Annotated in this window: 19 protein-coding genes and 1 pseudogene; 2 read left to right on the top strand and 18 right to left on the bottom strand. The window is 68.8% G+C overall.

Features of this window, described 5'->3' with window-relative positions; translation table 11 throughout:
• Positions 1-47: 47 nt before the first annotated feature.
• Entirely contained in the window at positions 48-812 is a 765-nt protein-coding gene (locus tag AB0D99_RS01540; protein ID WP_362355614.1) for a DUF5677 domain-containing protein, read from the bottom strand.
• 160 nt (positions 813-972) lie between these two features.
• On the opposite strand from AB0D99_RS01540, the gene AB0D99_RS01535 reads away from it, so the two are divergent.
• Positions 973-1,137 (top strand): hypothetical protein, encoded by a 165-nt coding sequence (locus tag AB0D99_RS01535; RefSeq protein ID WP_362355612.1) that lies wholly within the window; start codon positions 973-975, stop codon positions 1,135-1,137.
• Positions 1,138-1,377: 240 nt separating this feature from the next.
• Here the strand turns inward: AB0D99_RS01535 and AB0D99_RS01530 are convergent, their stop codons facing one another.
• Both AB0D99_RS01530 and AB0D99_RS01525 read right to left on the bottom strand, forming a co-directional pair.
• Positions 1,378-2,523 (bottom strand): hypothetical protein, encoded by a 1,146-nt coding sequence (locus AB0D99_RS01530; protein ID WP_362355610.1) that lies wholly within the window; start codon positions 2,521-2,523, stop codon positions 1,378-1,380.
• A 170-nt stretch (positions 2,524-2,693) separates the two neighbouring features.
• Positions 2,694-2,822: a hypothetical protein gene (locus AB0D99_RS01525; RefSeq protein ID WP_362355608.1), complete on the bottom strand. Its 129-nt coding sequence runs from the start codon at positions 2,820-2,822 to the stop codon at positions 2,694-2,696.
• Between the two features lie 123 nt (positions 2,823-2,945).
• Here AB0D99_RS01525 and AB0D99_RS01520 point away from each other — a divergent pair, with 123 nt between their 5' ends.
• Complete coding sequence (locus AB0D99_RS01520; protein ID WP_362355606.1) at positions 2,946-3,290, top strand: transposase family protein; 345 nt, start codon at positions 2,946-2,948, stop codon at positions 3,288-3,290.
• 383 nt (positions 3,291-3,673) lie between these two features.
• Here the strand turns inward: AB0D99_RS01520 and AB0D99_RS01515 are convergent.
• From AB0D99_RS01515 to AB0D99_RS01445, 15 genes and pseudogenes are all read right to left on the bottom strand, one after another.
• Positions 3,674-4,330: pseudogene (locus AB0D99_RS01515) on the bottom strand (serine/threonine-protein kinase); the annotation flags it as partial.
• A 445-nt stretch (positions 4,331-4,775) separates the two neighbouring features.
• Positions 4,776-6,173: a site-specific integrase gene (locus tag AB0D99_RS01510; RefSeq protein ID WP_362355604.1), complete on the bottom strand. Its 1,398-nt coding sequence runs from the start codon at positions 6,171-6,173 to the stop codon at positions 4,776-4,778.
• Positions 6,174-6,377: 204 nt separating this feature from the next.
• A complete protein-coding gene (locus tag AB0D99_RS01505) occupies positions 6,378-8,423 on the bottom strand; it encodes an Hsp70 family protein (protein WP_362355602.1) in 2,046 nt (681 codons plus the stop codon).
• Positions 8,420-8,977 carry a hypothetical protein gene (locus AB0D99_RS01500; protein WP_362355601.1) on the bottom strand — a complete coding sequence of 186 codons (558 nt, stop codon included), beginning with the start codon at positions 8,975-8,977 and terminating at the stop codon, positions 8,420-8,422. The genes AB0D99_RS01505 and AB0D99_RS01500 overlap by 4 nt, the downstream gene beginning before the upstream one ends.
• Positions 8,978-9,207: 230 nt before the next feature.
• Positions 9,208-10,971 carry a hypothetical protein gene (locus AB0D99_RS01495; RefSeq protein ID WP_362355599.1) on the bottom strand — a complete coding sequence of 588 codons (1,764 nt, stop codon included), beginning with the start codon at positions 10,969-10,971 and terminating at the stop codon, positions 9,208-9,210.
• A gap of 259 nt (positions 10,972-11,230) precedes the next feature.
• Positions 11,231-13,567: a hypothetical protein gene (locus tag AB0D99_RS01490; protein ID WP_362355597.1), complete on the bottom strand. Its 2,337-nt coding sequence runs from the start codon at positions 13,565-13,567 to the stop codon at positions 11,231-11,233.
• Positions 13,564-14,709, bottom strand: a complete 1,146-nt coding sequence (locus AB0D99_RS01485) for a hypothetical protein (RefSeq protein WP_362355595.1) — start codon at positions 14,707-14,709, stop codon at positions 13,564-13,566. Before AB0D99_RS01485 ends, AB0D99_RS01490 begins: the two co-directional genes overlap by 4 nt.
• Before the next feature lie 689 nt (positions 14,710-15,398).
• Complete coding sequence (locus AB0D99_RS01480; protein ID WP_362355593.1) at positions 15,399-16,148, bottom strand: hypothetical protein; 750 nt, start codon at positions 16,146-16,148, stop codon at positions 15,399-15,401.
• Positions 16,141-20,769 carry a putative T7SS-secreted protein gene (locus tag AB0D99_RS01475; protein ID WP_362355591.1) on the bottom strand — a complete coding sequence of 1,543 codons (4,629 nt, stop codon included), beginning with the start codon at positions 20,767-20,769 and terminating at the stop codon, positions 16,141-16,143. Before AB0D99_RS01475 ends, AB0D99_RS01480 begins: the two co-directional genes overlap by 8 nt.
• Complete coding sequence (locus AB0D99_RS01470; RefSeq protein WP_362355589.1) at positions 20,769-21,326, bottom strand: hypothetical protein; 558 nt, start codon at positions 21,324-21,326, stop codon at positions 20,769-20,771. Before AB0D99_RS01470 ends, AB0D99_RS01475 begins: the two co-directional genes overlap by 1 nt.
• Complete coding sequence (locus tag AB0D99_RS01465; protein WP_362355587.1) at positions 21,326-21,721, bottom strand: SseB family protein; 396 nt, start codon at positions 21,719-21,721, stop codon at positions 21,326-21,328. Before AB0D99_RS01465 ends, AB0D99_RS01470 begins: the two co-directional genes overlap by 1 nt.
• Before the next feature lie 528 nt (positions 21,722-22,249).
• Positions 22,250-23,590, bottom strand: coding sequence for an FAD-binding oxidoreductase (locus AB0D99_RS01460; RefSeq protein ID WP_362355585.1), 1,341 nt, complete (start codon positions 23,588-23,590; stop codon positions 22,250-22,252).
• Positions 23,587-24,291 carry a transporter gene (locus AB0D99_RS01455; protein ID WP_362355583.1) on the bottom strand — a complete coding sequence of 235 codons (705 nt, stop codon included), beginning with the start codon at positions 24,289-24,291 and terminating at the stop codon, positions 23,587-23,589. Before AB0D99_RS01455 ends, AB0D99_RS01460 begins: the two co-directional genes overlap by 4 nt.
• A gap of 4 nt (positions 24,292-24,295) precedes the next feature.
• Complete coding sequence (locus AB0D99_RS01450; protein WP_362355581.1) at positions 24,296-24,892, bottom strand: TetR/AcrR family transcriptional regulator; 597 nt, start codon at positions 24,890-24,892, stop codon at positions 24,296-24,298.
• The gene (locus AB0D99_RS01445) at positions 24,889-26,160 is read right to left on the bottom strand and encodes a saccharopine dehydrogenase NADP-binding domain-containing protein (protein WP_362355579.1); all 1,272 of its coding nucleotides are present in this window, start codon (positions 26,158-26,160) and stop codon (positions 24,889-24,891) included. Before AB0D99_RS01445 ends, AB0D99_RS01450 begins: the two co-directional genes overlap by 4 nt.
• Positions 26,161-26,162: the final 2 nt, after the last annotated feature.

The following is a 26,162-nucleotide window of genomic DNA, read 5'->3' as shown; positions in this document are numbered from 1 at the left end:
CCCATAACCCTGAAGAGGGCGTCGGAGAGCTCGCTGATCTCCGTGATCTACTCCGCCGCTTCCTCGTCAGATCCGATCCGGGACTGGGACTCGTCGAGCCCGCCCTCGGCCGCGATGCGCTGGAGCTCCGCGCTCCAGGGATGCCCCTTCATGAGGTGGTTGAAGGAGTCCATCGCCGACCACATGAGCACAAAGGCGATGTAGGGCGAGCGGTCGGCGGGGTTGGCCGCGCCGTGGCGGAGGGACGGTTCGCCGTGGAGAACCACCTTGTCGTCGGCGGTGTCGTCGAAGAAGCACTGTGCGGCGGTGAGCGTCGGGTGGGCGAGCTGAGTCTCGCCGATCCACGCGGCGAGCAGCGGGGCACCGAGCCGCTTGAGGAGCGGGTTCAGGTTGATGAACTGGTTGGCCGGGTCGGAGGGGATCTCGGCGGCCTGGACGGCGTCGGGGATCGTCGGGTCGTATGAGATGTCGGCGAGGTCCGCGGCGTCCCTGAGCTTTTTCTGACTGACCTTGAGAGCCAGGTTCATGGTGTCTACGGCGTCCGAGCCGTCTTCGGCGAGCCACCGGATCTGTGCCATGTACTCGATGAGCGCGCGGCGGTTGGGGGCGGCCTCGTGACCGAGGCCCTTGCGGTGCAGCATTACGACGGCCGCGGCCTGGCGGTGCATGGCCGCGAGGAGTCCCCAGGCGACGAAGCAGGGGCGGTTGTCCTCGTCGGGGTCGAGCGTGCTTCCCACGTTCTCTATCAGCTCGGCGAGCGCGGTCAGTCCGGCGTACGCGAGCCGGTTGTCTTCTTCGAAGTCCTCGTTCATGCCGGACATGATCTCGGGCGCGGAGAAGACGCGCACCGTGTTTCCGCGGCGAATATCGCGGCCGCGCCGACGCCGGGGAGACTGGGGTGGATCGCACGACTTCCGGGGAGCGCCCCATGCAGTCACGGGATTCCGCGCCGGGCAGCCGGCGGGGCCGGAGATGCGGCACAGCGAAATGCCCGCCGCGCCGCCGCACTACTTCCTCTCGCTCAACACGGTGCCGCCGCGCCCGCTTGGGACGCCGGTGGGGTGGCGGCCGGGCGGGGCGGTCGAGGACGACGAGTTCGCCGCCGCGGTGCGCTGGTCGAAGGGGAGCCGGCGATGACGGGTCGATAAGGGAGCAACGATGGCGAGGTCGCGGCGGACCGTGAGCTGGACCGGCTCGCCGAGCGGCTGCACGGTGTCGGCCACACAGGTCCGTGCGACTTCGTCGAGTCGTCGCCGGTGCCCGACACGGAGATGAACCACCAAGGCGCGGACTATCTGCGGGACCCATTGCGTACGCGTCGACGGTGAGACCGCCGGGGTCCTGGTCGTCGTCGAGCCGGAACGCGTGAGGTCATGGTTAGCCTGCGGCCCAATATCGGGCCTCCAAGTCCTCAAAAAACTGGCGAATGAAGGCAAGGTTCTCACGGGCTTCGAGTATTTCTCTTCCCCCGAAGCGGAAGACCTCGTAGCCCTTGAGTCGTAGCGCGCGGTCCTCTGCGACCATCTCGGAGTAGAGGTCTGCGGCTACCTCCCACTTCCCTGATCCAGGGGGGACCTCCCGGGCGTAGTGGTGCTTGCCGTCGACCTCGATCACGATGCGTACACCGCCGGGCAGCAGCAGCAGGAAGTCCATGCGCTCGCGGGCGAGCCGTCGGGGCTTGTTGAGGGCTCGACGCTGCCGTTCGGTGAGCGGGTCGAAGTGGAGGTACACCTGTGGCAGAAGTGCAGGCTGTGACATGGCATCTGGCCCGGCGTAGCGGCTGCCGAAGGCGTGAAAGACGTACCGCTCAGCGTCCGAGGCCAGGGACGCCTTCAATTGCTCGTACAGCGACCGAGCAACCGTGCGGTCGTCCGCCTCGCTCATGCGATTTCGTTCACGCCACCAGTCAACGAGTTGGCCCCACGTCAGTCCAGCCTCCGTCAGGGGCCGGTCGTAGATCAGACAGGTGTCTTCGTGCTCCACGATTTCGATCGCGCCGTCGAGGACCTGGCTCATCACGATCTCGGGCTTGAGGCCGGTGGAGGCGAAGATGATGTTTCGCGGCTCCCCGTCGACTCCGCGGAATCCGTGCGCCTCGGCGACGTCGAGCTCGTCCAGAGCGAGCCACACCGGCGAGAACAGCGTGTTGAGGTAGCCACGGCGCGCTGCCCAACCGCCTCCTCCACTCATGCCCTGAGCGCTCCAGTAGCCGTGAAACCCTCGGAAGTCCCGGAAGGGCGGGTTAAACGGGATGCCGAGCCGACGAAGCATGGCTTTCAAACAACTGATCGCAGCGGCGATCGCCTCGTCGTCCAGCCTTTGTCCGCTGTCGGTGCCGCAGTGCTCCAGCTCCGAGTGCACCAGCGTGGACAGGCCCTCAGCCGCGTCTCGGTCCGAGGCACCTTCCAAGGGCCCCCTGCGTAGCCGCTCCACGAGTTCGGTCTCGAACTCATAGCCCGTCACGGGCTCGCCCCAGCCGCCAGTGCCGGTGATGACCGTTCGGAAGAAGTCGCTGGCCTTCATGTCCCAAGGCTACTGAGAGGCTCTGACACGTTGGCACAAGTGCGGGGGCGGGCAGAGATGACCGGTTGCCCGATCTCCAGCAGACCGTCAAGCGGGCCGCACAGCGGCCAACCCTGCCCCAAGCGACTCGAAGATCATTTACGGGACAACCCTTACGAGCTCGTGCATGGTTAGCCGTGGAGGAGGAAGTCCACCGCCATCGCGGCGTGGAGGACGATCATGGCGCTGCAGCAGAAGACCAGGATGGCGCCCGCGTAGGTGTTCACCAGGTGCGTGAACGGCGACGCCGGCACCAGCACGTCCGCCGGTTCCTCCGGGGGTGGGTCACGGTGATCGTGGGGCCGGCCTCGCCGTGCAGGAGGCCGCGGTACGTTCCGGTGGCGTCTGGGTAGATGTACGCCCCGCGGGACATCGTGGCCCGGGTGGCGGTCACCATTTCGCCGTCCCGGTACAGCGTCGTGGAGATCCTCGCCGACGCCGGCTACCAGGGCCTGAGCGCCCAGGCCGGCGGTTGTGTCGTGACACCACCACTCCGCAAGTTCAAGAAGAACCCGCCGCAGTGGTATGAGGAGATCTACGAACGCCAGGGCAAAGCCCACTCCTCACATCGCATCCGCGTTGAGCACGGCATCGCGCACCTCAAGAACTGGCGAGCACTCGCCCGCCACCACGGCCGCCGCGAGCGCATGAGCGACACGATCCAGGCCGTCGACGGACTGCTCTCACGCCAGCAGACCGCCACCCTCGGGCTTCGCCAGCCACAGTGACCACCGAGCCGAATTGCACCTTTCGACGTGCCACCACCAACCATGGACGAGCTCGTTAGGGGCCGTCCCGGATCGCGTCTTCGGCCTTTCTAACCGCGAGCCGTCGGACTTCACTGATCGGCGGATACATGGAATCGGTGGTGATCGGCGGGTCTGTCTCTGCCAACAGCTCTCGCAGAGGGCGCTTCCAGCTGGCAGGGATTCGGATGCTCCATCCTGTGGCCGGCCAGTTCTTGCTGAGCTCAGTACTTTGCAGGGGGAAGCTGATGCTTAGGGTGGTGACACTGGCACGGTCGTCTGCCGAGACTCTTTTTCCACCAGGGCGGTTCATCTCCATCCCCGGGTAGCTGGCGATCAGCCCTCCGACCAGGAAGCGTCCACGCTGGGAGGCCGTCGAGATCGGGTTCCTGGGATATGACGCGGTAGGCGACCACGTCGGGTGCTCCGGTCCCGAAGGGGAGGCGCCCCGTGGCGGCGTAGGCGACGAGCGTGCCCCAGGCGAACATGTCGCCCTTGGGTCCGGCGGTACCTGTGCGGTAGTGCTCGGGGCTGATCCAGCCGGGGGTACCGGTCATGACACCGGTCCGGGTCACGGAGGTGCCGTCGGCGGCATGGGCGATCCCGAAGTCCAGGACCCGGGGGCCGGCCGGGGTGAGGATGACGTTCTGCGGCTTCACATCCCGGTGGACGACGCCGGCGGCGTGTATTGCGGCGGGGGCCTGGGCAGTTCCGGTGGCGAAGGCGTACAGGGTGGCGTCGGTGAGAGCTCCGTGGGCGGCGAGATGCTGGTCGAGGGTGAGACCGGGCGCGTAGGCGGTGGCCAGCCAGGGGGTCTCGGCATCCGGGTCTGCTGCGAGGAGCGGGATGAGGCACGGCCCGTGCACACGCGAGGAGAGCTGGACTTCTCGGCGAAAGCGGGCCCGGAACTCAGGGTCCTCGGCCTGCGCGGGGTGGATCACCTTCACAGCGATACGGAGGCCGGCTGGATCGAGACCGGCGTGGACGGTGCCCATGCCGCCCGAGCCGAGACGGCCGATGATCCGGTAGGGACCGACCCGCTTCGGGTCGCCGGAGCGGGCAGGCTGTACCCGCCCGTCTACGCGAGCGATGCTCACAGGGTGTTAGTTCCTCTTCTGCGATGAAGCGCCATGAGGCTGACACACACCCATGAATGGAGTCCCCAGCCCAGGAACGGGATGGTATCGGCAGACTGCCTCGGCGGGCGGGGCAGTCCGCTGCTTCGTTGTCGCTCGGAAGGATCAGGGAGGGGCAGAAGGCTGAGCCCGGACGCGAGTTGGGGACCAGTTGGGGACCACACGGTGTGCGCGACAGCGCACTACGGACCGTCGTGTGCACTATCTGCGCCCGGATTAAGTCTGCTATATCCAGAAAATACCCTTGACCCCCACCTGGGGGTCAAGGGGTCGCAGGTTCAAATCCTGTCGTCCCGACCAGCGTTTACGCAGGTCGGAGGCCGTTCTCTCGCTAACGAGAGGACGGCCTTTCGTGCGTCCGGAGCCATGGTGGTCGCAGTGTGGTCGCACGTCCAGTCTGTGGCCGGTTGGCTGTGGCGCTGAAGGTCGGCGGCGCGGGGGAGCGGAGTCGGCGGACAACCTCGCGGAGCCGGTGGATGTGGTCGCGTGGTGGTCGCAGCCACGTCGCACGGCCCGTTTGGTGGTTGGCCTTCTCGGCTCCGGTGAGCGTGTGGTCGATGGTGTCGACTGCATCGCGGGCTGCCTGCTGGGTGAGGTGGCTGTAGATGTTGGCGGTGGTCGACAGGGTGGAGTGCCGCAGGGTCTTGGAGACGACGGTCAGGGGCACGCCGGCGGTGATGGTGATGGTGGCTGCCAGGTGGCGCAGGTCGTGGACAGTGATCCGCGGGACGCCCGCGTCGGTTGAGAGCTGATGGAGCCGGTCGAGAACCTGGTGTGGTCCGAGCGGTCGGCCGTCGGGTCGGCAGAAGACGAGACCGGTGAACGGGTCGCCAGGATCAGCGTGCGCGCGGGGCGTTGTTCCTGCGTGGTGCCGGAGGGCGGTGGCGACGCGGGGTGAGATGGCGACCCAGCCGCGGCTCGACCGGGTCTTCGGTGTGGTGATGACGAGGCGATTGTTGTCGATGGCGGAGAGGGTGCAGCGCACGTAGAGGACGCCTTCCGCCAGGTGGACGTCGTTCCAGTGGAGGCCGAGGGCTTCGCCCTTGCGCATGCCGGTGCCGATGAGGAACTCGAACAGGTCAGCCATCTCGGGGTCGGCCCGGTGGCAGCACGCGAGGAAGCGGGCAGCCTCCTCCGCCGTCCAGATGCGTCGCTCCGGCGCCGACGGTCGCCGTAGGACGGCGGGATTGGCCGGGTTGTGGGGGAGGCGGTGTTGGCGGACTGCGTCGCCGAGGGCGCTGGAGAGGGTGGCCAGGCAGCGGTAGAGGGTGGTCTCGCCGCGGCCAGCGGCGAGCTGGCAGGTGACGTAGGCCGAGATGTTCCGGTGGGCGAGCTGGTCGAGTTTGAGGGTGCCGAACGCGGGGACGAGGTCGTTGCGGACGTAGTCGCGGTAGCGGGCCATAGTGGTGGGCTTCAGTACGAGGGCCTTCGTCTCCAGCCACGCGTTCAGGTAGGCGGCGACGGTCTGGTTCGGGTCCGCGTTGTACCCGCCGGCCTCGCCCTCGAGGAACCGCCGCAATGCTTCTTCGGCTGAGTCCTGGCTGACGAAACCACCCTGACGGACCGTCGTCCGACGACGGTCTGGGGTGGGGACGTCGACGGCGAAGGCCCAGCTTCCGTGCTCGCTGTCGGTGACCAGGTGAGGACAGCGAGCACCGAGCTGGTCCCGGTGGGTGTCCCTGCAGCCGCAGCGGCGGTAGATCCGACCGCGGCCGACGCTGGTGAGCATGGGGATCGCCTCCCGATAGCGGAGGGGAGTGGATCCTTCCAGCCTGCGACCACAGGCGACCACCACGCCCACTGGAGGTGCCGTGAACAGCGCGTTTCCCTTGTCAGCGCGCCAAGGGCCGGCGCGTCACTTCTGAACGGCCTGGAGCGCGCTTGCAGCTCGTTGGTGGTAGCCACCCGGTGCCCCGCCAGCCCCGCCAGACGGTCAGGGGAACAGCCAGAGCCTGTCCACCCAGGCGATCTGGATGAAGCGCCCCTTCTCCGCCAGCCAGGGGTAGGGGGTGCGGAACCGCGTTAGGTTCTCCATCGATACCACCGGTGCGTTGAGTTGCCCCGCGACGTTAAGTACCACGTGCGAGGACGTCGAGGAAACGGCGATTACGTTCCCTTGGGCGATGGCCTGGTCCAGTAGGTCCCGTTCATGGTGCTCGACCGCCTCGGACACATCCGTGCCGATGACCGTGACAATGCGCCGGTCCGGGAAGCGCTGCCCGATCGCTGCGAGTGCGGAGGTGAGCAGCCTATAGCTTGGCGGTCGCCGTGATGCCGGGGTGCGCCCTGCCGTCATGACTCCTCTGCCGTCGACGACGAGAGCCGCAGCAGTCGGCCTGGGTTCTTCCATCTGCGGTTCGGCGTCCGCCCGGGAACTACCGGTCTTCCTCGCGTTGCTGTTGGGAGCCGGCTCGGTGATCCGTCGGAGCAGTCGTTCCAACTCACGGTCGAGGCCCTGCTCGATGGGCGTTCCGTCGGGTCCGAAGCAGTCGAGTTCCTCGTTGAGGATCTCGCGGCCCCCATGCCGCAGAACGGCTCGGACCTTGAGGATTCCATCGCGGTCGTACCGGTAGTCGACGTCGAAGAGATTGGCTGAGGGATCGGCCGCGGGCTGGGGTACGGGCAGCTCGAGCCGGGCGAGCGGGAACGTGCGCTCGTCATCGGCGGCACGGGCGCTGTCGCCCTCGACGATTTCAAGGACGACTCTTGATGCACCGCGAACGGCGGGCATTGCACTGCGGCTGCCGCGTGCGGGCAGGGTGGAGTAGCGCGGGATCAACGTGGCGAACCCGCGACGGCCGCCAGCCTGGAAGGCGAGCCCCAGATCATGGCTGGCGGCCACCGAGATGGTGGTCCCCGGGACCAGGCCGTCGATCTCGGCTGCTGTGATCGCGGCTCCGCGGGCGACTGCCGTCATGGGGTTGCATAGACGCGCGTCGACGACATCCCGGACCAGTGCCGCCTCGACCTCGCGCCGGACCATCGGGATCTGCGAAGTTCCACCGATCATCAGCACGGCGTCGAGCGCGCCGGGGGAGAGCCCGACGTCGTTGAGGCACTCCGCCAGCGGTACCAGAGCTCGCCGTACAAGAGGTTCGACGGCCTGCTCGAACTCCTCGCGGTGGATGACCACCGCTCGGCCGCCGCCGGGCGGCTCGAACAGGACCTCCGTGGTCCCTGGCTGGGACAGTGCGATCTTGGTGAGCTCTACATGACGGCGCCAGCGAAGGGCTTCGGCGCGCGTGAGGTGCTCAGGCCGCGTACCGAGCTTGGGCAGCACGAGCCTCACCAGCGCCTCGTCGAATTCGAGTCCGCCGAGGGCCGTGATCCCTCGTGAGGCGATCTCGTCGAAAATGCCGTCGTAGTGCTCGAGAACCGTGATGTCGATGGTGCCGCCGCCCCAGTCGAAGACGAGGAAGCATCCTTCGCCGGGGTAGTCGTGGGCGTAGCTGATGGCCGCCGCGGTGGGCTCGTTGATGAGAGCCTTCACCTTGATGCCGGCCAGGCGGGCCGCGGCCCGGGTTCGGTAGCGGGCTGCGCCGGTCGCATTGGCGGGGACAGTGACGACGGCCTCGTCCATCTCCCGAAGATTACGGCGGACCCCGGCCCGCATCTGGTCGAACAGGGAAGCCGCTACCGTCGTACTCCGATAGGGCTCGTTGCCCAGCCAGACGTTGTGTTCTTCCGGCACTGACAGGCGGGCGCTCTCGTCTTCTTCGGAGGAGGCCCTCGGCCTGGAAGCGAGCATGCGCTTGACCGCGTCCTGTGGTGTAGCCGTACTGCACTTCGCGGCCCATCCGAAGCACAGCGTTCGCTGCACGTCGCGAATAGAGACCACTGAGGGGAACAGCTCGTCGAAACCAGGGCGGTTCCACTCGGCGGGCAGGCCCCCGCTGTCCACCCGGATCACCTCAGTGCCGTGCCCCGTCCAGCGCGCGACGACCGAGTTGCTGGTGCCGAAGTCGATCCCGAACGTCATCCTCTGCCCTTCGACTCGCCAGTGTCATCTGCCGGCAGCCGCCGTACTGCGCCACGCTGAACGACGCGGCCGGTCACCGTCTCGACGTACGCCGGCGACAGAACCTCGTAGCTGACCGCGTGGTTGTGCTCCTCCGAGTCCACGACGTCGAACGGCGTCAGGTTGGTTGGCGTCGTCAGACGAGTGAGTCCCGCCCGCTTCATCTCGGCGTCGACGCGCAGGCGCACAGCTTCGATGTCGTCTGTGCCCCATGCGGTGCGATCGATGAGCGCGAGTTGCGCGAGCTGCTGGTCGCGGACGCGAGTGGCGTCGAGCACAGCGGTCCTCAGGGTGTCGTCCACTGCTGCCTGGACCGCTTGACGCACCAGCGTGCCCACCTTGTCGGCGGTGGACATGGCCACGCGGATGGCGTCGTCGAGCTCTTCGGTGAGCTTGCGGGACAGCTCCTGTGATGCTTTCAGTCCGGCCTTGGAGGCTGCCTTGTCCACCTGAGAGGCCAACTTCACGGTCAACTTCTCGAAGAGCGCGCCGGGGTCGGCGAGCGCGTCGCCCACCACGGGAGTGCGTCCGTCTGGTTCCTCCGCAACGTCAAGGTCCCGATTCCTGACGGTCTGCTGCGTGGCCGTGTCCGTCCTGGCGTCGGATCCGGCTTGTCGGCCCGACGACCGGGGCTGTTGACCCTGCGCCTTCGGCTGGTCCCGGGCGACACCGGGCCTGGAACGGGAGCGCACCCCCTGGAACTCGGGGATGGAGTTGAGGGGTTGCCTCTTGTTTCTGCTGCCCATCAGTGGTCTTCCCTCATGATTCTGCTGCGGCTGACGATGTCCCGAGCCGCTTCGGACGCGGTCCAGTTCCGTTCTTCGGACGTACTTGGGTCCGTGCGGCGTTCCAAGGGGCGTATCCGCGGTTGGAGAACAGGTGAGTGGACGCGCGGGATTCGCAGGAACTGTTCGTTCAGGGGAAGCTCGTACAGAATCTCAGCCTCCCTGCCCATTCGCCCGGCCATCTCGCGTCGCTGGACTCGGTCCTTGGCGTTGTTGATGTACTCCAACTGCTCGGCGGGGACTTGACCGCGCAGATTTCGCCAGCCGTGGCGCCACTCGGACGAACCGTGCTCGACGGAGAGGGCCAGATACGGGTTGAGGACGTCGTGAGGTCTCGACTTCTGACGCAGAGCCTGCAGCAGATCGCTGAGTAGGATCATGCGTCGGCGAGCCTGAGGGTCCACGCCTCCGCGACGCCGAGTACCGCGCATGAGTACCTCTTCCAGGAGCCCGACAGCCCGGTCCAGTCTGTCCCGATCTCCCGGACGAGCAGTGAGGAAGTAGACATACGCCAACACCGCGCGTGCTTCCCGGTCCGCTTTGCCGGCTCCTGCTCCCTCTTTCTCGTTGCGTAGAGCGATCGCCTGCTCCACCACGCTGCGCAGGACGTCCGGTGCAATGTCGGGTTCAACTGCCATGGCCCAATGAGCCTCGTCGAGTAGCCGGTACAGCCGCCGCGTGCCGGCCCAGTAGTGGAACTTGGACGAGCCGGACACCAGGCGATCATGCGGGAGACAGTCCTCCAGTAGGAAGAACAGTCCCGGTTCATGTCCCAGCTCTGGTCCCACGGCAGCTCCGCGGCGTACGGCCTGAAGCGAGCGGACCAGCCGGGACAGATCCGGTGGGAAATGCGTGTCGCCGAGTGGCCCTACCTGGTCGAGCGCATTGACGTCACCGGTGAGCAGCGCCGCACGCAGACTCCACTCGTCGTGCCGCCCATCGACCGGAAGGACCTCGGCCCCCTCCATCACGGCGAGCCGTCGCAGCTCACTCGTCCATGCGAGGGCCTTGACGTCGGAGGCGCCGAGTGCGCCCGGCGACACGCGGGCCGTTACATAGCGGGAGCGGTCGTCTCGGTCCGGCCAGCTGGCCAAGTCGGCCCGTGCATCGAGCCTCCCGGAGTCGATGAGGTCGTCTACAACGGCCAGTGGGAGCGTATGCACGACGCGGCGCCACGCACCTTTGGAGAGGACGGCACGGGTACCCGCCTCGTGAGCCTCGAGGAGCAGCTGCCATGAGTCCAGCTCGGAGGGATCCACCGGGGGAGCGGGAAGGCGGCCGGTGAGAATTGCTTCGGCCCGCAGTGATTCGTCGTTGCTGAAGACAGGCATCCCTGCCGTTGTGAGTTCGGCAAGATGGGCGAGGGCGCCGAGGGGCGGGAATGCGGCGGAGATGCTTTCCCGTACGGCGTTGGCGACGTACTCCATCGGATCGCTCAAGCCGCCGGCTCGCATGAGTACGTCGTGGAACATGTCCGAGACCCCGGCCTCTTCGCCAACACGATCCAGGATGGCGACGAGGCGCGCGGGCAGCACCAGCGGTGCAGGCGGGGCATCCGGTGTAGCACCTGCCACGCCGAGATCGCCGGGATTGACGGCTCTGCGACGAGCCCGAAGAGCAGGTATCTCGCCTCTCTCCCTGGCGAGCTGTCGCTGTCGGCGCTTCTCCCGCTCAATCTGGCGAAGCTCCTCGGTACTGGCCTCGTCAACAGACTCCAACGACATTTGATGTGTCTCCCCGGCGAATACGACCTGTAACCAGCCCCACGTCACAGGTGTTTCGATTCGGATCGTATGCCAGGTTGGAGGGCCCGGCATAGCCATTCCAAAAGGTGGTCACCGAAGGGTTTTGGGGCCGGCTGCCCATGTCGGTGGGAGGCCGATTGCGTACAACCTCTGGGGGCTACGGCAACATCGGGAGCTGCCATCTCGATCCGTGTACCCCGCCCGCAGGCAAGCTGACTGCGGGCGGGGTGAGGTTTACTCACTCCTCAGCGGGCCACTCGTACAGTGTGGAGTCCACATCCGTGTCCCGGATGCCCTTGAGTCTGACGTCCGTCGGAGGCTCGACTTCGAAGCGGTTCACAGGGTCGGTCACGAGGCGGAGGGTGGGGGTGCCGGTGCCCTCCTCCAGATGCGAGGCGATGACCAGGGTGTATTTTTCCCCTTCGGATAGTGCCCGCACGAATTCGGCACGAGTAAGGGTCAGTTCTGGCGGGACGGCGCCGCCGTGGGCCTTGATCTCGTAGTAGCGCCCGGCCGAGTCAAAGGCATCCGCCCCAAGTCCCGAAACGCCGCGCTGGTCCTCCAGTTCGATGCCCTGCTCCCGCAGGATCTGGCGTAGGGCTCGGATCACGAGCCGCTCCTTGTCCGGGTCCCGGTAGCCGAGCGGTGCGGACTGCTCTCGTGGCAAGGCGCCGCCGGGCCGGGGTTGGGGGAGTGAGGACGGCCGCCGTTTGCTTCCGCCGGGTCGTGCGGAGCTCGATCGGGACGACGTACCCGGATGCAGTGACGGAGTACCGGTCCGGGTGACCTTACGGGGCCGCTTGTCGAACTCGGCCGCACCCACGAGGCGGCGCACGGGTGCCAACTGTTCCGGCCTCGGAGGTGGCGGCGGTGCGCTCGGCAGGGGTGCGGGCGGAGCGTCGGGAGCGGGGCGCGGCGCCGGTACGCCGTTCGCGGGTCGTAGCGGCGCGGGGCGTGATGCGGGGGCGGGCGGCATCGGACGTGAGGGCGGTTTCTCCTGCTCCCGTCGGCGCAGCTGCTCGTCCAGCCGCTGACGGTCTTCTTGGTCCTGCTGCTCGGTCGAGCTGAGGGCGTCCTCGCGGACGGTCTCCACCAGGCCCTCCTCCCATACATCTCGCCATCGGTGCCCAACGCGTGTCCGCTCCGTAGCGAAATGGGAAGCGATCGCCGCTCCCGCACCGCCCTTGGCGCTCAGTGCCTCGACGGACCGGATGAAGATGGTGGCTTGTTCGCGGTCGATCTGCGCGTCGATGGGGAGCTCGATCGGCTCGTGCCCGCCGCCTGGTTCGAGCCGGATCCGCAGCCCGGGATGGAGCCGTACCTCCAGGCCGGCCAGCCAAGTCCAGCCGGTGAAATTCTCCGCCACCTCGGGCTCGTCGCGGACAAGGAGGTCCTGGAGGACGACGACGGCTCGGCGGAAGTCTTCAGTGAGAGTGCCGTCCGGCGACAGGCCCTGTCCGCCGACGACTTGCGCGCCGACGACGTCCAGCGGAGTGACCCGTAGCAGGCCGAGCAGCGAGGCGAACTGCTGGACGTCCCCTCCAGGTTTCCAAAGAGGCAGCCGTTCCGCGAGGGCGCGTTCGAGGCCGGAGTGGTCCACAGCGAAGACCGGCCTGGTCTGGGTCCACCCGGCCGTGGTCCACAGCGGCAGCGGGCGCAACTTGTTCCGCAGCCCAAGCTGGACCTGTCCGTCATCGGACGCGACGCGGTCCCGCAGGCGACGTAGGGCATTGAGCATCACCTGCTGCTGCCGGACATCAGGCGCGCTGCCGGCCTGCGCGATCTCCTTCAGCACGTCGGCAAGGTCCTCGGCGCCCGGCTCACTGATACCAAGCACCCTCCACAGCGGGTCAAGATCCGACCCGGTGAGCGCGAAGGGGCGGAACCCGCGCAAGACGGCGGTACCCCGGAAGCACGCGCCCGACATCATCCAGCCTTGGTCGGTAAGTACGAGTTCTTCCCCCATGAACCCGTAGCGGATCTGCTTCTCGACCTCCGCGCGCGGGGTGTCGACCGAGCGTTCCGTTAGGCGTCTAGCCAGAGCCCGGTACACGAGCAACGCTTCGGCCCTCAGGCCGTCGCCGACCTCGACGTTCCCTGGAGTGCGTTCACGGAGCTCGCGAAGCCGCTCCATGAGTCGGGGAACGTCCGGATCGCCCGAGACGCCGAGGGCCGTGAGGACGTCGGCGCGGGTCGCCAGGGCTTGATGGATGGCGAAGTGGAGGTAGCCGGGGTTGTCGTGCCCGTAGAGGGCTTCGGCGTCCGGGGTGCGGAGCTGGAGTTCGGCCGGGGTGCGCAGGTCCCCGTCGGCGTCCTCCAGCCAGGCAGTGTCCCGCAGCCGCCACACCCACATGGCTGACGTCTCGCCCTTCACGACCCACTTGCGGTCTGCCCATGCCATCGCAACCCGCGCCTGGTCGTGACTGGTGACCTGGCCGGCAAGCGTACGCAAGAGCGCGGCCGTGCGTCGGCGCCGCTCCTCCACGTTTCGCTCGGCCACGATATTCGCCACGACGGCGACGAGATCGGCGCTGATCAGGTCATCCAGGGTGAAGTTGGCGCCCCTATCGCTCATCGCGCCTGCAGCCGGTCTGGTGAGGTGGCCCCGGCTGTGGAGGGTAGGGGGATGAGGTGCCAGGCAGCCGGGTCCACCCGTCCGAGTACGTCGCGGACAGCGGCCTCCCATAAGTCGGCGACCAGGGTGACGAGCTGGTGGTTGAAGCGACTGTCGGCGAATCCCTCGCGGCTGGCGACCGGGTCGAACTGGGCGTGGACGCGGGCAGCCGCGTCCAGCGGCGCGACAGGCAGGCCGGCGTGGACGCTGCCGTGCCCCTGGGGCTGCAAGGGAAGCGCCACGGCGACCGGCATCATAGTCCCAACGGCCTTGTGGTGGCGCTCCCAGCCGGGGCGCGGCGGGACCTGCGCTTCGTACACCCGCCAGACCACTCCGTCACTCGCAGTGGCGTGTCGCACCCGCACGTCAGTGTCCGCGCCGCCGACCGGGACCCGGTCACGTGCCGCGTCCTCCCAGGACAGGGCCAGTACAGTGGTGCGCTCGCCGTCCGAGACTTCGATCCGTTTGAGGTGCCGCAGGAAGAGCAGCGAGGCATCGCTCCAGCTCTCGAACCATTCGAAGAGATCGGAGGCGGGCAACGCGTCCGACTCCAGAGGGATACGGAAGACCGTCCATTGGGGTCCGGAGATCTCTTCTGGCAGCTCCGGCGGAGAGACTGGTTCCAGGGCGAGATCGGCGAACCGCACGTGGAAGGGATGGCAGTGGACTTCCCAGGTCGTTGCGAGTGCCCTGAGCGTTGACAGCCCGATGCCGAAACGCCCCGTGCTCTGAGCATCGGCGGTCTTGCCACTGAGCCAGGGCATACCGAGGAGTAGGACATCGCCCATGCGCACGCTGACGCCGTCGTGGGCGATCAGCAGCGCGTCTGGACTCCACAGGAAACGCAGCTGGCTGGCCCTCGCATCGTTGGCGTTCTGTACGAACTCGGAGAGCACCTGGAGCGGGTCTGACGATAGCGTCTCGGCGCCCCGCTGAGCGCCCTCGGCCATGCTGCGGAAGACCCCCGGTCCTTCGCGCAGCCCCTGGTCGAGGAGGCGTACTGCGCGTGCTGCCTCCTCGGTACCGGACACCTCCAGCTCCGGATCCACGCGCGGATCGTCCAAAAGCCTCCGCACCGCCGACGTGAGCGCCTCATGGTCCACGCTCGTCTCCCCCCTGTGTGCCGTATGACAGGCGACAATCCTCAGGCGTGGCGTGGCCTCTCTGATCAACAACCTTCGGGATTCCGCCAACCTCCGGCCGCCTCCCTGAGGTGTCCCCGCCCGGGCCGTTGCCCGCGTTGGGGCGAGCGCATCCGGTGACCAGCGTGTGAGCCCCTCTCCACCATGGGCTTGAACGCGGCGGAAACTCTTCGGCTCCCCCTGCTGATTGTCAGACCCAACTGCTAGAGCGCGTCTCCTCTAGGGTGTGGTCAGTTGATCGGTGTCGGCGATCACCGGCAGGGAGCGGCTCGGCGACTACTGCACGCGGGCCCGACCCGGGTGCCCGCGCCTGCGGTGGTCTACCGCCATCGAGTGACGGGACGACTCCACCACGATGACTAGTCCGGCCCGGGCCACCCGTCGCATCACGGGGGCAGGTCGCCCGCGGGAGTGAGAGGCGTCACAATTGAGACGAGTGGGCGTCCGGCTCGGCTCGGGGAGTGGGCTGAAAGCCCAGGGTGCGCGCGGCCCGCCCATTCCGTCCGAACCCCGTCGACGTGTGCACTTGCCGTCGTCCGCAGGCTAACCGAGCGGCGCGTGAGCTGGGCATCGGACCAGCTGAGCGGCCGACGCCGGCGCGCGCCACGCTGCCTCACGGGCGGGTACTCGATGTCACGTCACGGCGCCGATCAGGTGTCCCCCCGTGCGATGCGGTCCAGCAGGGGGGCCGCCCAGTCCGGGAGGGCGGACGCCGTCGGGCGGGGCGGGCGGGGGTCGGCGGCGATGCCGATGCCGCCTGCTGAGTCGCCGTACTTGAACCGCTGCGACCACTCGAGCCATGAACGGACGAACAGGTTCGCGCTCCACGCGAGGGCCAGCGCGCCGCGCCGCTCGGGAACCTCGTACCAGTAGCTGTTGAGCACCACTGCGCGGGAGACCGCCTCGTCCGGGCCGACCGGCCGGGAGTCGGCGGTGAGTCCGGCGGCCAGCACTGATGCCGCGTACCGGTTGTCCGCGAGCAGTCCGCTGCTGTCGCAGACGACCGCGTCCAGCAGGTCCGCCGGGAGGTCCACGGCTGCCGACGCCAGCCGCGCCAGCAGCTCGGGCACCCCCGGATCGCCGGCCGTCTCGAGGCCGGGCACCACGCTCAGATCGGCCGGCAGCCGCTCGTCCGCCGTGCGGGCGGCCAGCAGGTGCACGTACGCCAGCGCGCGCAGCGTCTGCCAGCGGCAGAGGGTGTCGAGCAGCGCGATCCGGGAGCCACGGAAGGCGAGCCGTACCGGCCAGTCGGCCGCCCGGACCCCGTCCCCGAGGACCCGCAGCTCCGGCGGCACCGGGGCCGGGAAGACCCGGCTCTGACCGGGATCGTAGGACGGCTCGGCACGGTAGCCCGGCCAGCCCGGTACGGGGTTCTGGGGTGTACCGCTGCGGCTACTCATTCACTTCGTCGTCCTTCGGGGTCCGCCACTTCGCCGTGTCCTTGCCGTCTCGCGGAGTGATGTAGTTGGAGAGGTCCTCCGGGTCGATGTGGTACGCATGGATCATATGGTCCTGGCGGATGATGGCCACGGGCCTCGACGGGTCGAGGCTGCGGTCGATGATGATCCGCGCACCTGTCGCGTCGTCGACGTAGTTGGCCGGCGATTGCAGATGGCCCCGCAGGTACTTCTCCAATTTCACCTCGTCCCCGCCGATGCCCTCCAGATAGTGGTTCGACTTGCCGCTCTCCGCCTCGTTGAGCTGGTGGTCGACGCCCTGCGCCGCCCGGGTGCTGTCCGAGTAGGGGGCCAGCCCGAAGGGGTCGCACCACCCGTGGGGATTGGCGACGTACGTCACCGGGTTGGGGGCCGCCGCCAGGCCCAGCGGGTCCGGGCTCAGGTAGCGGCCGGTCTCGGGGTCGTACGTGCGGAAGTAGTTGTGGTGCAGGCCCGATTCGGTGTCGAAGTACTGACCGGGGAAGCGCAGCGGCGTGTACGCCGTGGCGTCCCGGTTCCAGGCCGTGGAGCCCCACAGCGTGGACCGGCTGCGCCAGGCCGGCACGCCGTGCTCGTCGACGAGTTCGGAGGGCGTGCCCACCAGGTCGGTGACGATGGCGTAGAACCGTTCGTCCACGACCTCCTGGCTGGCCGTCAGGATCCGCTCGGTCTGCGCGAGCGGCTGCAGACCGCGGTGGTCCCAGGTCACGGCGATCACCCGATCGGCCTCCGCAGATGTGCTGGTCTGCTCGCACAGCACGCTGCCGTCCCAGGTGAAGACCGTTCGCTCGGCCACCTCCAGACCGTCGGGGGTCATCCGTTCCTTGGCCGTACGCCGTCCCAGCGGGTCGTACGTGTACCGCCAGCGCGTCCCGTCCGGCGTGGTCACGGCCGTGATGCGGTCCTCGGCGTCCCACTCGTAGCGCCAGGTGTCGGGCTTGCGCGAGAGCCGGGCCTTCTGACGGAGCACGACCCTGCCGAGGGCGTCGTACTCGTGACGGACCCGTCCGGCGCCGATCAGCCGGGTGCCCTCGTAGGTGCGTGGTCCGGTGGCGTCCAGGCCTCCGGGATGGGAGCCGGGCCAGGACGCCGAGGACTGGTTGCCCGCCTCGTCGTACGCGTAGCGCTCGGTCCAGTTCTCGGCGTGCACCGCCGTCACCCGGCCCCGCGGGTCGAGATCGAAGCTGCGCGGTCCGGCCAGCAGATCGTCGATTCCGGTCAGGACCCCGTCCGACCGGTAGGTGTACCCACGGCGCTGCACCACGTCCTGCCCGGGGCCCGTGAGCCGCTGCTCCACCAGCCGGCCGGCCTCGTCCCAGGCATGGCCGAGGGTGACGGTGTCTCCGTAGGTGCGGCTGAGCTCCTGGCCCGCGGCGTCGTGCGTGAACCCGATCCGCCGGCCGGACGTCGTCAGGGCGTCGTGGCGGCCGCCCGCGTCGTAGTCCCACGCGGCGACGGCCCCCGTCGGGGTGGTCCGGCCGGTGCGGCGGCCCACGGCGTCGTAGGTGTAGGTGAGGGTGCGGCCGTCGACCGTCTCCTGGACGAGCCGGCCCGCCCGGTCGCGCAGCCGGGTCAGCACACTGTCCCCGCGCACGGCGGCGGCGAGCCGGTCGAACACGTCGTACTCGTACGTCGTCACCGTGCCGCCCGCGTCCTTGCGGACGGTGTGCCCCAGGGCATCGCGGTCGTACGTGATCCGCTGCCCGAGGGCGTCGGTGCGGGTGACGAGCCGGCCGGCCGGGTCGTACGCGTAGTCGAGCGCACGACCGTCGAAGTCGGTCTCCCGGACGAGCCGGCCCGCCGGGTCGTAGGCGTACTCCCAGGTCATGCCCTGCGGGTTGCGGACCTGGGTCAGCCGCAACTCGGCGTCGTACGCGTACTCGTGCCGCGTGCCGTCCGCGTCGGTCCGGGCGGCGAGCAGGTCGAAGTGGGTGTACTCGAAGTGCACCGTGGCGCCGTCGGGACCGTCCGTACGGGTCAGGCAGTTGCCCTCGCCGTCGTACGTCCACGAGCGCCGGCCGCCGTCCGGGCCGGTCCGGTGCAGCGGCTTGCCCTCGACCGTCCACTCCATGCGCGTGACGGCGCCCAGGGGGTCGGTGACCGCGGTGGCCCGCCCGAAGGCGTCCCGCTCGTACGTCGTGGTGGCGCCGAGCCGGTCGGTGACGGCGAGCGGCAGCCCCGCCCGGTCGGTGCGGACCCGGGTGACCGCTCCCAGCGGGTCGGTCACGGTGCTGAGGTGGCCGCGCCCGTCGTAGCCGAACCGGGTGACCGTCCCGTCGGGGCGGCTGACCGAGGTGCGGTTTCCCCGCTCGTCGTAGGTCTGGCGGACGACCGAGCCGTCCACGGCGACGACCTTGACCGGCCGGCCGAGCTCGTCGTACTCGGCTCGCGCCTCCCGGCCGTCGGGCCGGACGTACGAGACGAGGCGGCCGGCGTCGTCGTAGGCGGTGCGGGTGGTGTGGCCGAGCGGATCGGTGTGCGCGACCCGACGGCCCCGCTCGTCGTACTCGTACCGGGTGACTGCGCCGAGCGGGTCGGTCTCGGCCACCACCCGGTACCGCTCGTCGATCAGGTAGCCGCGGGTGTGCCCGGCGGCCGTGGTCACCCGCGTCATCCGGAGGCCGGTCCGCGGGTCCGCCTCGTGGTAGCGGAAGGTGAGGGCGATGTGGCCCGCCTCGCCGCCCTCCGCGACGCACCGGTCGAGATCGTCGTAGGCGTACTCGTAGCGGCGGTCGTTCGTATCGGTCCACGAGGTGATGCGGGTGCGGTCGTCATACGTGAACCGCAGCGGCAGCCCCGAGGAGTTGGTGACCTCCGTCAGGTTCCCGTCGGTGTAGCCGTACGCGAGGACGCGGCCGCCGCCGGTCAGGTGCAGGGCGGTGATCCGGCCGTCGGCGGTCTCGAAACGCAGGTGGTAGCCGCCGGAATGCGCCATGCCGAGCGGAGTGCCGTGCTCGTCGTACTCGAAGGTGATGCGGTGGCCGCCCAGGGCCTCGATCTGGACGATCGGCGCGATGCCGTTCTCGGCGCCGTCCGCCGGCGGGGCGAAGCGGCGGACGTCCCCCGTCAGGGGGTCGGTCAGCGTCCAGTCGCCGTCCGCGGTGCGCTCCAGCGGGCGACGGGGCCCCGACGCCGACACCGGCAGCACCGGCACACCGGGCGCGGGATGCGGATAGCCGACGAGGAGACCGTCCTCGGACACCAGGACGACTCCCTTGGCGTCGATCTCCAGGTGCTGGTCGATCGTGGACGACCAGGTCGGGCCGAACCAGCGGCCCGCCCGGTAGCCCGACTCCGCGCGCCGCTTGAAGGCGAAGGGGAACGCGCCGGGGAGGACGACGTCCGTCTGCGGGAGGTACATGCGGCCGGTGGCGAGGTCGACGGGGTCGGTGCGCTCGCTGGACTTGTCCGGGTCGGGCCGCTCGCCGTGGTGCGGGCCCTTGCTGTCCGTCTCCTGGCGGCCCGGACCGTCCACGTCGTCCAGACGCCGGGCGGCCGATCCGCCCTTCCCCGCCGCGCCCAGACCTTTGGAACCGAGGAGTTCGGGCAGGAGCTTGCCCACGCCCTCGTTCGGGTCCTTCATGAACTCGTCGAGCATCTGCTTGCCCGCGCCCCACGGGTCGTTGGCCGTGGTGACAAGACCGGCGGCCAGAGAGTTGAGGTTCGTCTGGTACTCGGCGGGGTGGGTCAGGTTGTACGGGTCCGTCGGGTTGACCGAGCGGGCGAAGTTGACGAGGCCGGCCGCGCCCTTGAGGACGCCGCCCGTCAGATGCGTCTTGGCGAGCTCCAGGTAATCCAGGCCGTCTGCGAGCTGCTCGGCGTACGAGGGCTTGGGCGGGGCCGCGTCCCGGGCCGCGCGGACCGCCGTACGGGCCGTCTCGGCGACCTCGTTGCGCTGCTTGCGCGCGTTGTCGAGCTTGTCCTGGGCGGCCTTGGCCAGCGAGACGCCGGGGTCGGTGAAGGTCTCGGACGGCCTCGGCGGCAGGGTGTCCTTCTTCGCCTCGACCGCGTTGTTGTAGTCGTCGATCGACTTGTTGTAGGCGTTCCGCGCGTCCTGCGAGACCTTCTTGGCCCTGTTGTACTCCTCCAGAGCCTCCTTCGCCCGGCCCTGAGCCCACTCCACGGTGTCCGCGAACCGGTTCATGGCGTCGGCGGCCTTGCCGAAGGACTCGGCCGCCTTGAACCACAGCGGTGGCTCCTTGGCTATGGACTCCCGGAAGGCGTCCGCCGACTCACCCTTCAGACCGTCGCCTTGGAGGGCCTTGATGCCGTTGCCGACGAGGGTGAACGAAAGCTCGAAATCGCTCAGGTGCGAGACCTGCGCGCGGATCTTGGATGCGCTGCCGTAGACCAGTTTCTTCGGGTCCTCGGTCTGGCCCAGCTCCAGCTCCGCGACGTCCGCGCCGAGCTGGTTGGCGGCGGAGCGGCTCTTGTCGCGGATCCAGTCGCCCGCCTCGTCGAGACCGACGTCCTCCGCCAGGTCGGCGACCTTGTCGCCGGTCCACTCGACGGCATCGCCGAGGTCCTCGGCGCGGTCCTCGGCCCAGTCCTCCACCGAGTCCGGTACGAAGTCCCTCCAGCCCATCAGTTACCACCCCCGTCGGCCTGGTCCAGCAGGTCCTTCAGCGAACCGACCTTTCCGGAGGAGGTCAGCTTGTCCCCTGTGTCGGACCAGGTCTGCTTGATGTCCTCGCGGCTCTTCTCGAAGGACTCGGCGCTGTAGTCCGGCTTGTAGACGTCGGCCCGGAAGATGTCGCCCCAGGCCTTCTGCTCGATCTCGTCCTCGCTCGCGTGCGGATTGCCGTACGCGGCGTTGGCCACGACCTTGAACGCGCCCTGGATGTACTGGTCCTCCTCCCACACCGAGCCGGCGGCGATGCCGAGGGAGCGCGCGAGGACGCTCGCGTTCTGCACAAGGTTGCGCACGCCCCACTCCCAGCGCTCGCAGAAGTCCTCGTAGTCGGTGGCCAGACCCATGTGCCCGGTCTCCATGCCGGTCATGGCCAGGTCGCTGAAACCGGCGCCCTGGGAGGCGCCAGCCGCATCCGAGAACTCGCGCAGCTCCGCGAAGGCCGCGCGCAGGCCCTTCTGGATGCCCGCGACGGCCGCGGGCGAGAGCTCCAGGTCCGGGTCGCCCGCCATCAGGCGGCGTCCGTACGGTCGACGGCGCAGGCATCGGGCACGATGCCCAGGACCGGCGGGAACACCATCGAACCGTCCTCGTCAGCCACGTTCACCGCGACCCCCGCGGGACCGTCGACCATCGGGACGATCACGTCGACCAGACGCGCGCCGAGGATCGAGAGGTACTCCCACTCCCGGTCCCCGGCCCCACGCGCCTGCGTGAAGCGGGCGAGCGCCGCCTTGTCCGTGAACGCGTACAGCCATCGGACACCGCCCTGGACGGCGGACATCAGACCTCCGTCGGCCCCGGCCTCCAACGGGGCGAGCAGCACCGCGCGCCGGAACTCGCCCACCAGGCGGCCGGGTTCACCCCTGCCATCACGGTATGCGGCTATTTCTTCGGTCAGTTCCATGGCGCGCTTCCCCTCCGTGTGATCAGGGCCCCAAAGGGAGACGGTTTTCAGGCTCCCGACGGTTCCTCCAGGACGAGGCGGATCTACGTGACCGCGTGGTCGGCGGGGTCGAAGGCGGCGGCCACGCAGCCTGATCGGACGTGTGCAAGCAGAGCCTGGCCGCTAGTGCAGTGGGTTTGGGGACCAGTTGGGGACCACACGGTGTGCGCTGCAGCGAACGTGCTGGGTGCTCACGCGTAATCCGCACCCAGAATTAGAGCGTTATGTCACGATAATCCCGCTGACCCTCACTCCTGGGGGTCAAGGGGTCGCAGGTTCAAATCCTGTCGTCCCGACTCGTAAGAGTCGCAGGTCAGGGGCCGCTTCAGAGGGATCTGAAGCGGCCCCTCGATCATTCCCGGGGGCGATCGGGGGACCCGGCGCATTTGGCCGGGCCGATCCGCACCTCGACTCGGTCACCGCACAGGAGCCGGCTCGCCCCCACCGCCGTGCCGAGGGCCTGGAGCCGGTCTCCGAACGCCCGTCGCCTCACACCGTGTTCGCCCGTCGGGCGTTGCGGCGGCTTCCGTTGACCAGGTCGTTCCATCGATCGACTGCCCAGATCATGCGTACGCCCAGTCGTCCCAGCATCATGGCGCGGGGGAACTTCGACCTTCGCGTCCAGATGTGTTCCAGGTCCTCGTGCCGGTGCCCGTCGACGATCAGGTCGGCGATGAGCGAGCCCACGTACGGTGCCTGGGCCAGCCCGTGACCGTTGCAGGCGATCGAGTAGAAGGTGTCGTCGCCCAGCCGGCCGGCGAGCGGCAGGAAGGTCGACGTGATGGCGATCCACCCGCCCCAGGCGCGCTCGACGGAGACGTCCGCCAGAGAGGGGAACCTCCTCGCGAAGCCCTTCGCGAGTTCGTCCACGAGGCTCTGGTCCGGTTCCCTCGCGGGCAGCGGGAACGTCGTCCCCCGCTCGAGCCTGCGGACACCGAAGACGATGGTGTTGCGCGAGGTCAGGCGGTAGTTCTCCATGATGTTGTGCTGAGTCACGAGCCCGGAACGGCTGCTCCAGCCGAGCGCCGCCAGCCGCTCGGCGTCGATCGGCTCCGTCTCCGCCTCGATGATCCAGATGGGGACGGAGAGGTTTCGGGGAGTGATCTCCCATTCGCCCGCGAACGCGTTCGTCGCCAGCACGACCTTGTTCGCCCGCACAGTGCCGTGCGGGGTGGAGATCACGGTCCGGCCGTCTTCCCGGGTGACGTCGGTGACCTTCGTCCGTTCGAAGACCCGGGCCGAGGACGCCAGGAGCGCCGTCCGGACGCCGCGGCTGAAGGTGCCGGGGTTCATCATTCCCCCGACGACCTCACGCATCCCGCCGACGAATCCGTGGGGGATGCCGAGCTCCGCGCTGGTGCCCACCTCGACGTGCCCGCCGACCCGTCGCAGGATCTTGGCCACCCGGCGTACGCGGCCCATCTGCCCACGTGAGACGGCGGCGAAGCAGTTGCCCACGGGCTCGTAGTCGCAGTCGATGTCATGGGTGTCGATGAGGTCTTCGACGTAGCGGGCGGCGTTCTCGGAGAGCCGCACCATCCCGGGCATCCTCCCGCGGTACAGCAGGTTCAGGAGCTGGAGGTCGCCGCCGGGAGCACTGGCCAACTGCCCGGCGTTGCGGGAGCTGGAACCGTACCCGCAGAACTCCGCTTCGAGGAGCACCACGTCCCGGCCGCGTTCGGCCAGCCGCAGGGCGGTCGCCATACCGCCGAGACCGCCACCGACGACAGCGACGTCGCAGGTGAGGTCCTCCTTCAGTGGCGGGAGGATGTCGGCCGGCGGATCGACCCATCCGCTGAAGGTGGAGCGCTCCACTCGGTCGGTCCTCACCTGGACTCCTCTCCCGCAGTGCTCAGCGAGGTCGGGACGGGCACGGTGCCCGTCGTTCGGTCGTGCCGGTCCAGGGCCCGGTACGCGAAGAAATACACGAACATCTGGGTGCCCCAGGTCGCCAGCGCGGCGGTGGCGAAGATCGTGCGGTGCGCGTCGTCGCCGGGAAGCGGGAAGAAGTCGTAGGTGACCGCGATGACGGCTCCCGCCACGGTCGCGAGCCCCGCCCAGACGGCCGGACCTCTGGCGCCCGCGTTCCACACCCGCCACGCGAAGTAGATCAGGAACGGGGTGGTGAGGGCGTTGACCGTGACGAAGAAGATCGCCGGGCCCAGGTGGAACGCGTGGCCCCCGAACCCGCTGAAATAGAGGCCGGCCACGGTGGCCAGGGCGAACGCCGCGATGTCGGCGACCGGAGACGGCTTGTACCGATGGGTCACCCGCAGCAGGCCCATGACCAGGATGAGGGTGATCCCCACCCCTCGGGAGAACGTGTCGAAGAAGAACACGAGGCGGGCCTGCGGGTCGGCCTCGTCCCCACCGCGGAGCGCCCAGACCAGGAAGTTGACGCCCGAGGTGCCGACGATCATCCATTCCAGGCCGAGCAGGTGGTTGCGGTACCGCCGGAGGAACCTCCAGCCGCAGAAGAAGCCCGCGAAGATCATCCATAGATCGGCTGCTATGAAGAGCGCGCTCTTCATGGTCTCAACTCCCCCCGTACAGCGCCGAGAACCAGATGTTGTAGAGCACGTCGACGACGCGCTGCACCTCCGGATGCGGCTCCTTCGAGAACGCCTGGGTCAGATAGCGCTCGTCCATCCAGACGAGGGCGCGGGCCGTCTCCTCGACATCGAGATCCGCCTTGATCAGCCCGGCGGCCTGGTCGGCGGCGATGCGCGTGACGGTCGCGTCGATGAATCGCTGGACCAGGGCGTTGTAGGCGGCCTCGACCGTGTCGTCGCTGCCGGCCGCTTCCGAGAGCGCCCGGAGCACGGGGCCGTGCTTCGCGTAGACCTCGGCCAGGCCCCGGAACGCCGACTTGGCGTCGTTGGTCAGGTCGACACCCACCAGCCAGCGGTCGATCATCCCGCTGAGCTCGAGGCCGATCTTCTCGACGACGCGCAGTGCCAGGTCGTGACGGTCGCGGAAGTGGACATAGAAGGCCGGTCGTTTGAGCCCGGTCCGGCTCATGACCGCGTCCACCGTCATCTTGCGGAACGGCCGCTCGCGGAGGAACGCCTCCGCCGCGGCGAGGATCTCGCGCTCCGACTCCTTCGGGTCGTGCTTGGGCCGACGGCTCATGACCGCACCGCCTCGACGACCTGGTCGAGCGACGAGGCGCGGCCGGTCCGCGCCAGTGCCGCGTAGAACTCCTCCGGCTTCGCCCAGTCCTCCGGCGCGAGGACGCCCGCCAGGTCGCCCAGCTCGTCGAGCGCGAGCACCATGAACGCCGCGGTCGCCGATCCGGTCCCCGCCGCCATGCTCGTCCACGGCGTGCCCGGCCCGCTGACCGGGACGCGGCGAACCGAGGTGACCTGCCTTCCGTCGCGCCTGCCGGTCACCTTCACGTAGTTGATCCCGCGGAAGTCGGGGTGCTTCTTGCGTGCCGCGGCCGCGAAGTACCTCAGTACGTCACCCACGGCGATCTCACCCCGGCGGATCGAGCCCCACAGCCCCGCGAGGGCGTGCCGCCACACCTTCGGCGAGCCCGACCTGTCGGTGATGACGGCGTTGACGAAGTCGATGGCCTCATCCATCGAGATCCTGCCTTCCTCCACCGCGACGGCGACACCGCGCATGACCCCGCTGACCGGCGGCGGGTCGAGCGCTCCCAGGACACGGATGCGGTCCGCGCCGGGCCATCGCCGCGGCATGGTCACCGCTTCCGGATGGGCGCACTCGTACAGCCGGTACGCGGAGCCGAACGAACCGCCCAGGTCGAACACATCTGATTCCACGAACGTCTGGTGCGTGACCTCCCGTCCGTTCTCCCAGGTCCGGCACGGTCCGGCGAAGCCCCGGATCGCGTGATCGAGCACGGCGCGCCCGAACTCGACCGGACCCTCGTCGCCGGTCGCCCAGCCCACGTCGATCCGGTCGACGGTGTCCATGTCGCGGGCCGCGTCGGCGGCCATCACATTGGTGAGGCCGGGGGACGCGCCGCAACCGACGAAGATCGGAACGCCGGCTGCCTTCGCCGCCCCGTCCATCTCCAAGGCCGCCCGCGTGCTGGCTTCGTCGTCGTCGAGATCGAGGTAGGGAATCCCCTTCTCGATACACGCCTCCATGACCGGTTCCGCCGTGCGGATGTACGGCCCGGCACCCAGTACGACGAGGGCGGCACCCTCGATGGCCGTACGAAGGGCGACCCCGTCGAACAGGTCGAAGGACCCGGAGCTCGCCGACCCGGGGGGCAGGCTCGCGACCAGTGCGTCAAGGGCGTCGGGCCGGATGTCGTACAGCTCCAGCTGCCATTCCGCTTCTCCGGCGGCTTCGGCGAAACGCTCGATCGCGACCCGACACATGTCACCGGCCGCGCCGATGAAGACAATCCGTTTCTGCGTCGTCATGG

The organism is Streptomyces sp. NPDC047971 (assembly GCF_040653355.1).
In the GTDB taxonomy this organism is placed as follows: domain Bacteria; phylum Actinomycetota; class Actinomycetes; order Streptomycetales; family Streptomycetaceae; genus Streptomyces.
The sequence above is the reverse complement of the archived record's forward strand: the minus strand, read 5'-3'. Positions and strand labels throughout refer to the sequence as shown.

What these genes read in the sequence shown, in the direction of transcription:
- AB0D99_RS01540 (WP_362355614.1), bottom strand. Translation starts at nt 812, where the DNA reads ATGAACGAGGACTTCGAAGAAGACAACCGGCTCGCGTACGCCGGACTG.
- AB0D99_RS01535 (WP_362355612.1), top strand. Translation starts at nt 973, where the DNA reads ATGCGGCACAGCGAAATGCCCGCCGCGCCGCCGCACTACTTCCTCTCG.
- AB0D99_RS01530 (WP_362355610.1), bottom strand. Translation starts at nt 2,523, where the DNA reads ATGAAGGCCAGCGACTTCTTCCGAACGGTCATCACCGGCACTGGCGGC.
- AB0D99_RS01510 (WP_362355604.1), bottom strand. Translation starts at nt 6,173, where the DNA reads ATGCTCACCAGCGTCGGCCGCGGTCGGATCTACCGCCGCTGCGGCTGC.
- AB0D99_RS01505 (WP_362355602.1), bottom strand. Translation starts at nt 8,423, where the DNA reads ATGACGTTCGGGATCGACTTCGGCACCAGCAACTCGGTCGTCGCGCGC.
- AB0D99_RS01495 (WP_362355599.1), bottom strand. Translation starts at nt 10,971, where the DNA reads ATGTCGTTGGAGTCTGTTGACGAGGCCAGTACCGAGGAGCTTCGCCAG.
- AB0D99_RS01490 (WP_362355597.1), bottom strand. Translation starts at nt 13,567, where the DNA reads ATGAGCGATAGGGGCGCCAACTTCACCCTGGATGACCTGATCAGCGCC.
- AB0D99_RS01480 (WP_362355593.1), bottom strand. Translation starts at nt 16,148, where the DNA reads ATGAGTAGCCGCAGCGGTACACCCCAGAACCCCGTACCGGGCTGGCCG.
- AB0D99_RS01475 (WP_362355591.1), bottom strand. Translation starts at nt 20,769, where the DNA reads ATGGGCTGGAGGGACTTCGTACCGGACTCGGTGGAGGACTGGGCCGAG.
- AB0D99_RS01470 (WP_362355589.1), bottom strand. Translation starts at nt 21,326, where the DNA reads ATGGCGGGCGACCCGGACCTGGAGCTCTCGCCCGCGGCCGTCGCGGGC.
- AB0D99_RS01465 (WP_362355587.1), bottom strand. Translation starts at nt 21,721, where the DNA reads ATGGAACTGACCGAAGAAATAGCCGCATACCGTGATGGCAGGGGTGAA.
- AB0D99_RS01455 (WP_362355583.1), bottom strand. Translation starts at nt 24,291, where the DNA reads ATGAAGAGCGCGCTCTTCATAGCAGCCGATCTATGGATGATCTTCGCG.
- AB0D99_RS01450 (WP_362355581.1), bottom strand. Translation starts at nt 24,892, where the DNA reads ATGAGCCGTCGGCCCAAGCACGACCCGAAGGAGTCGGAGCGCGAGATC.
- AB0D99_RS01445 (WP_362355579.1), bottom strand. Translation starts at nt 26,160, where the DNA reads ATGACGACGCAGAAACGGATTGTCTTCATCGGCGCGGCCGGTGACATG.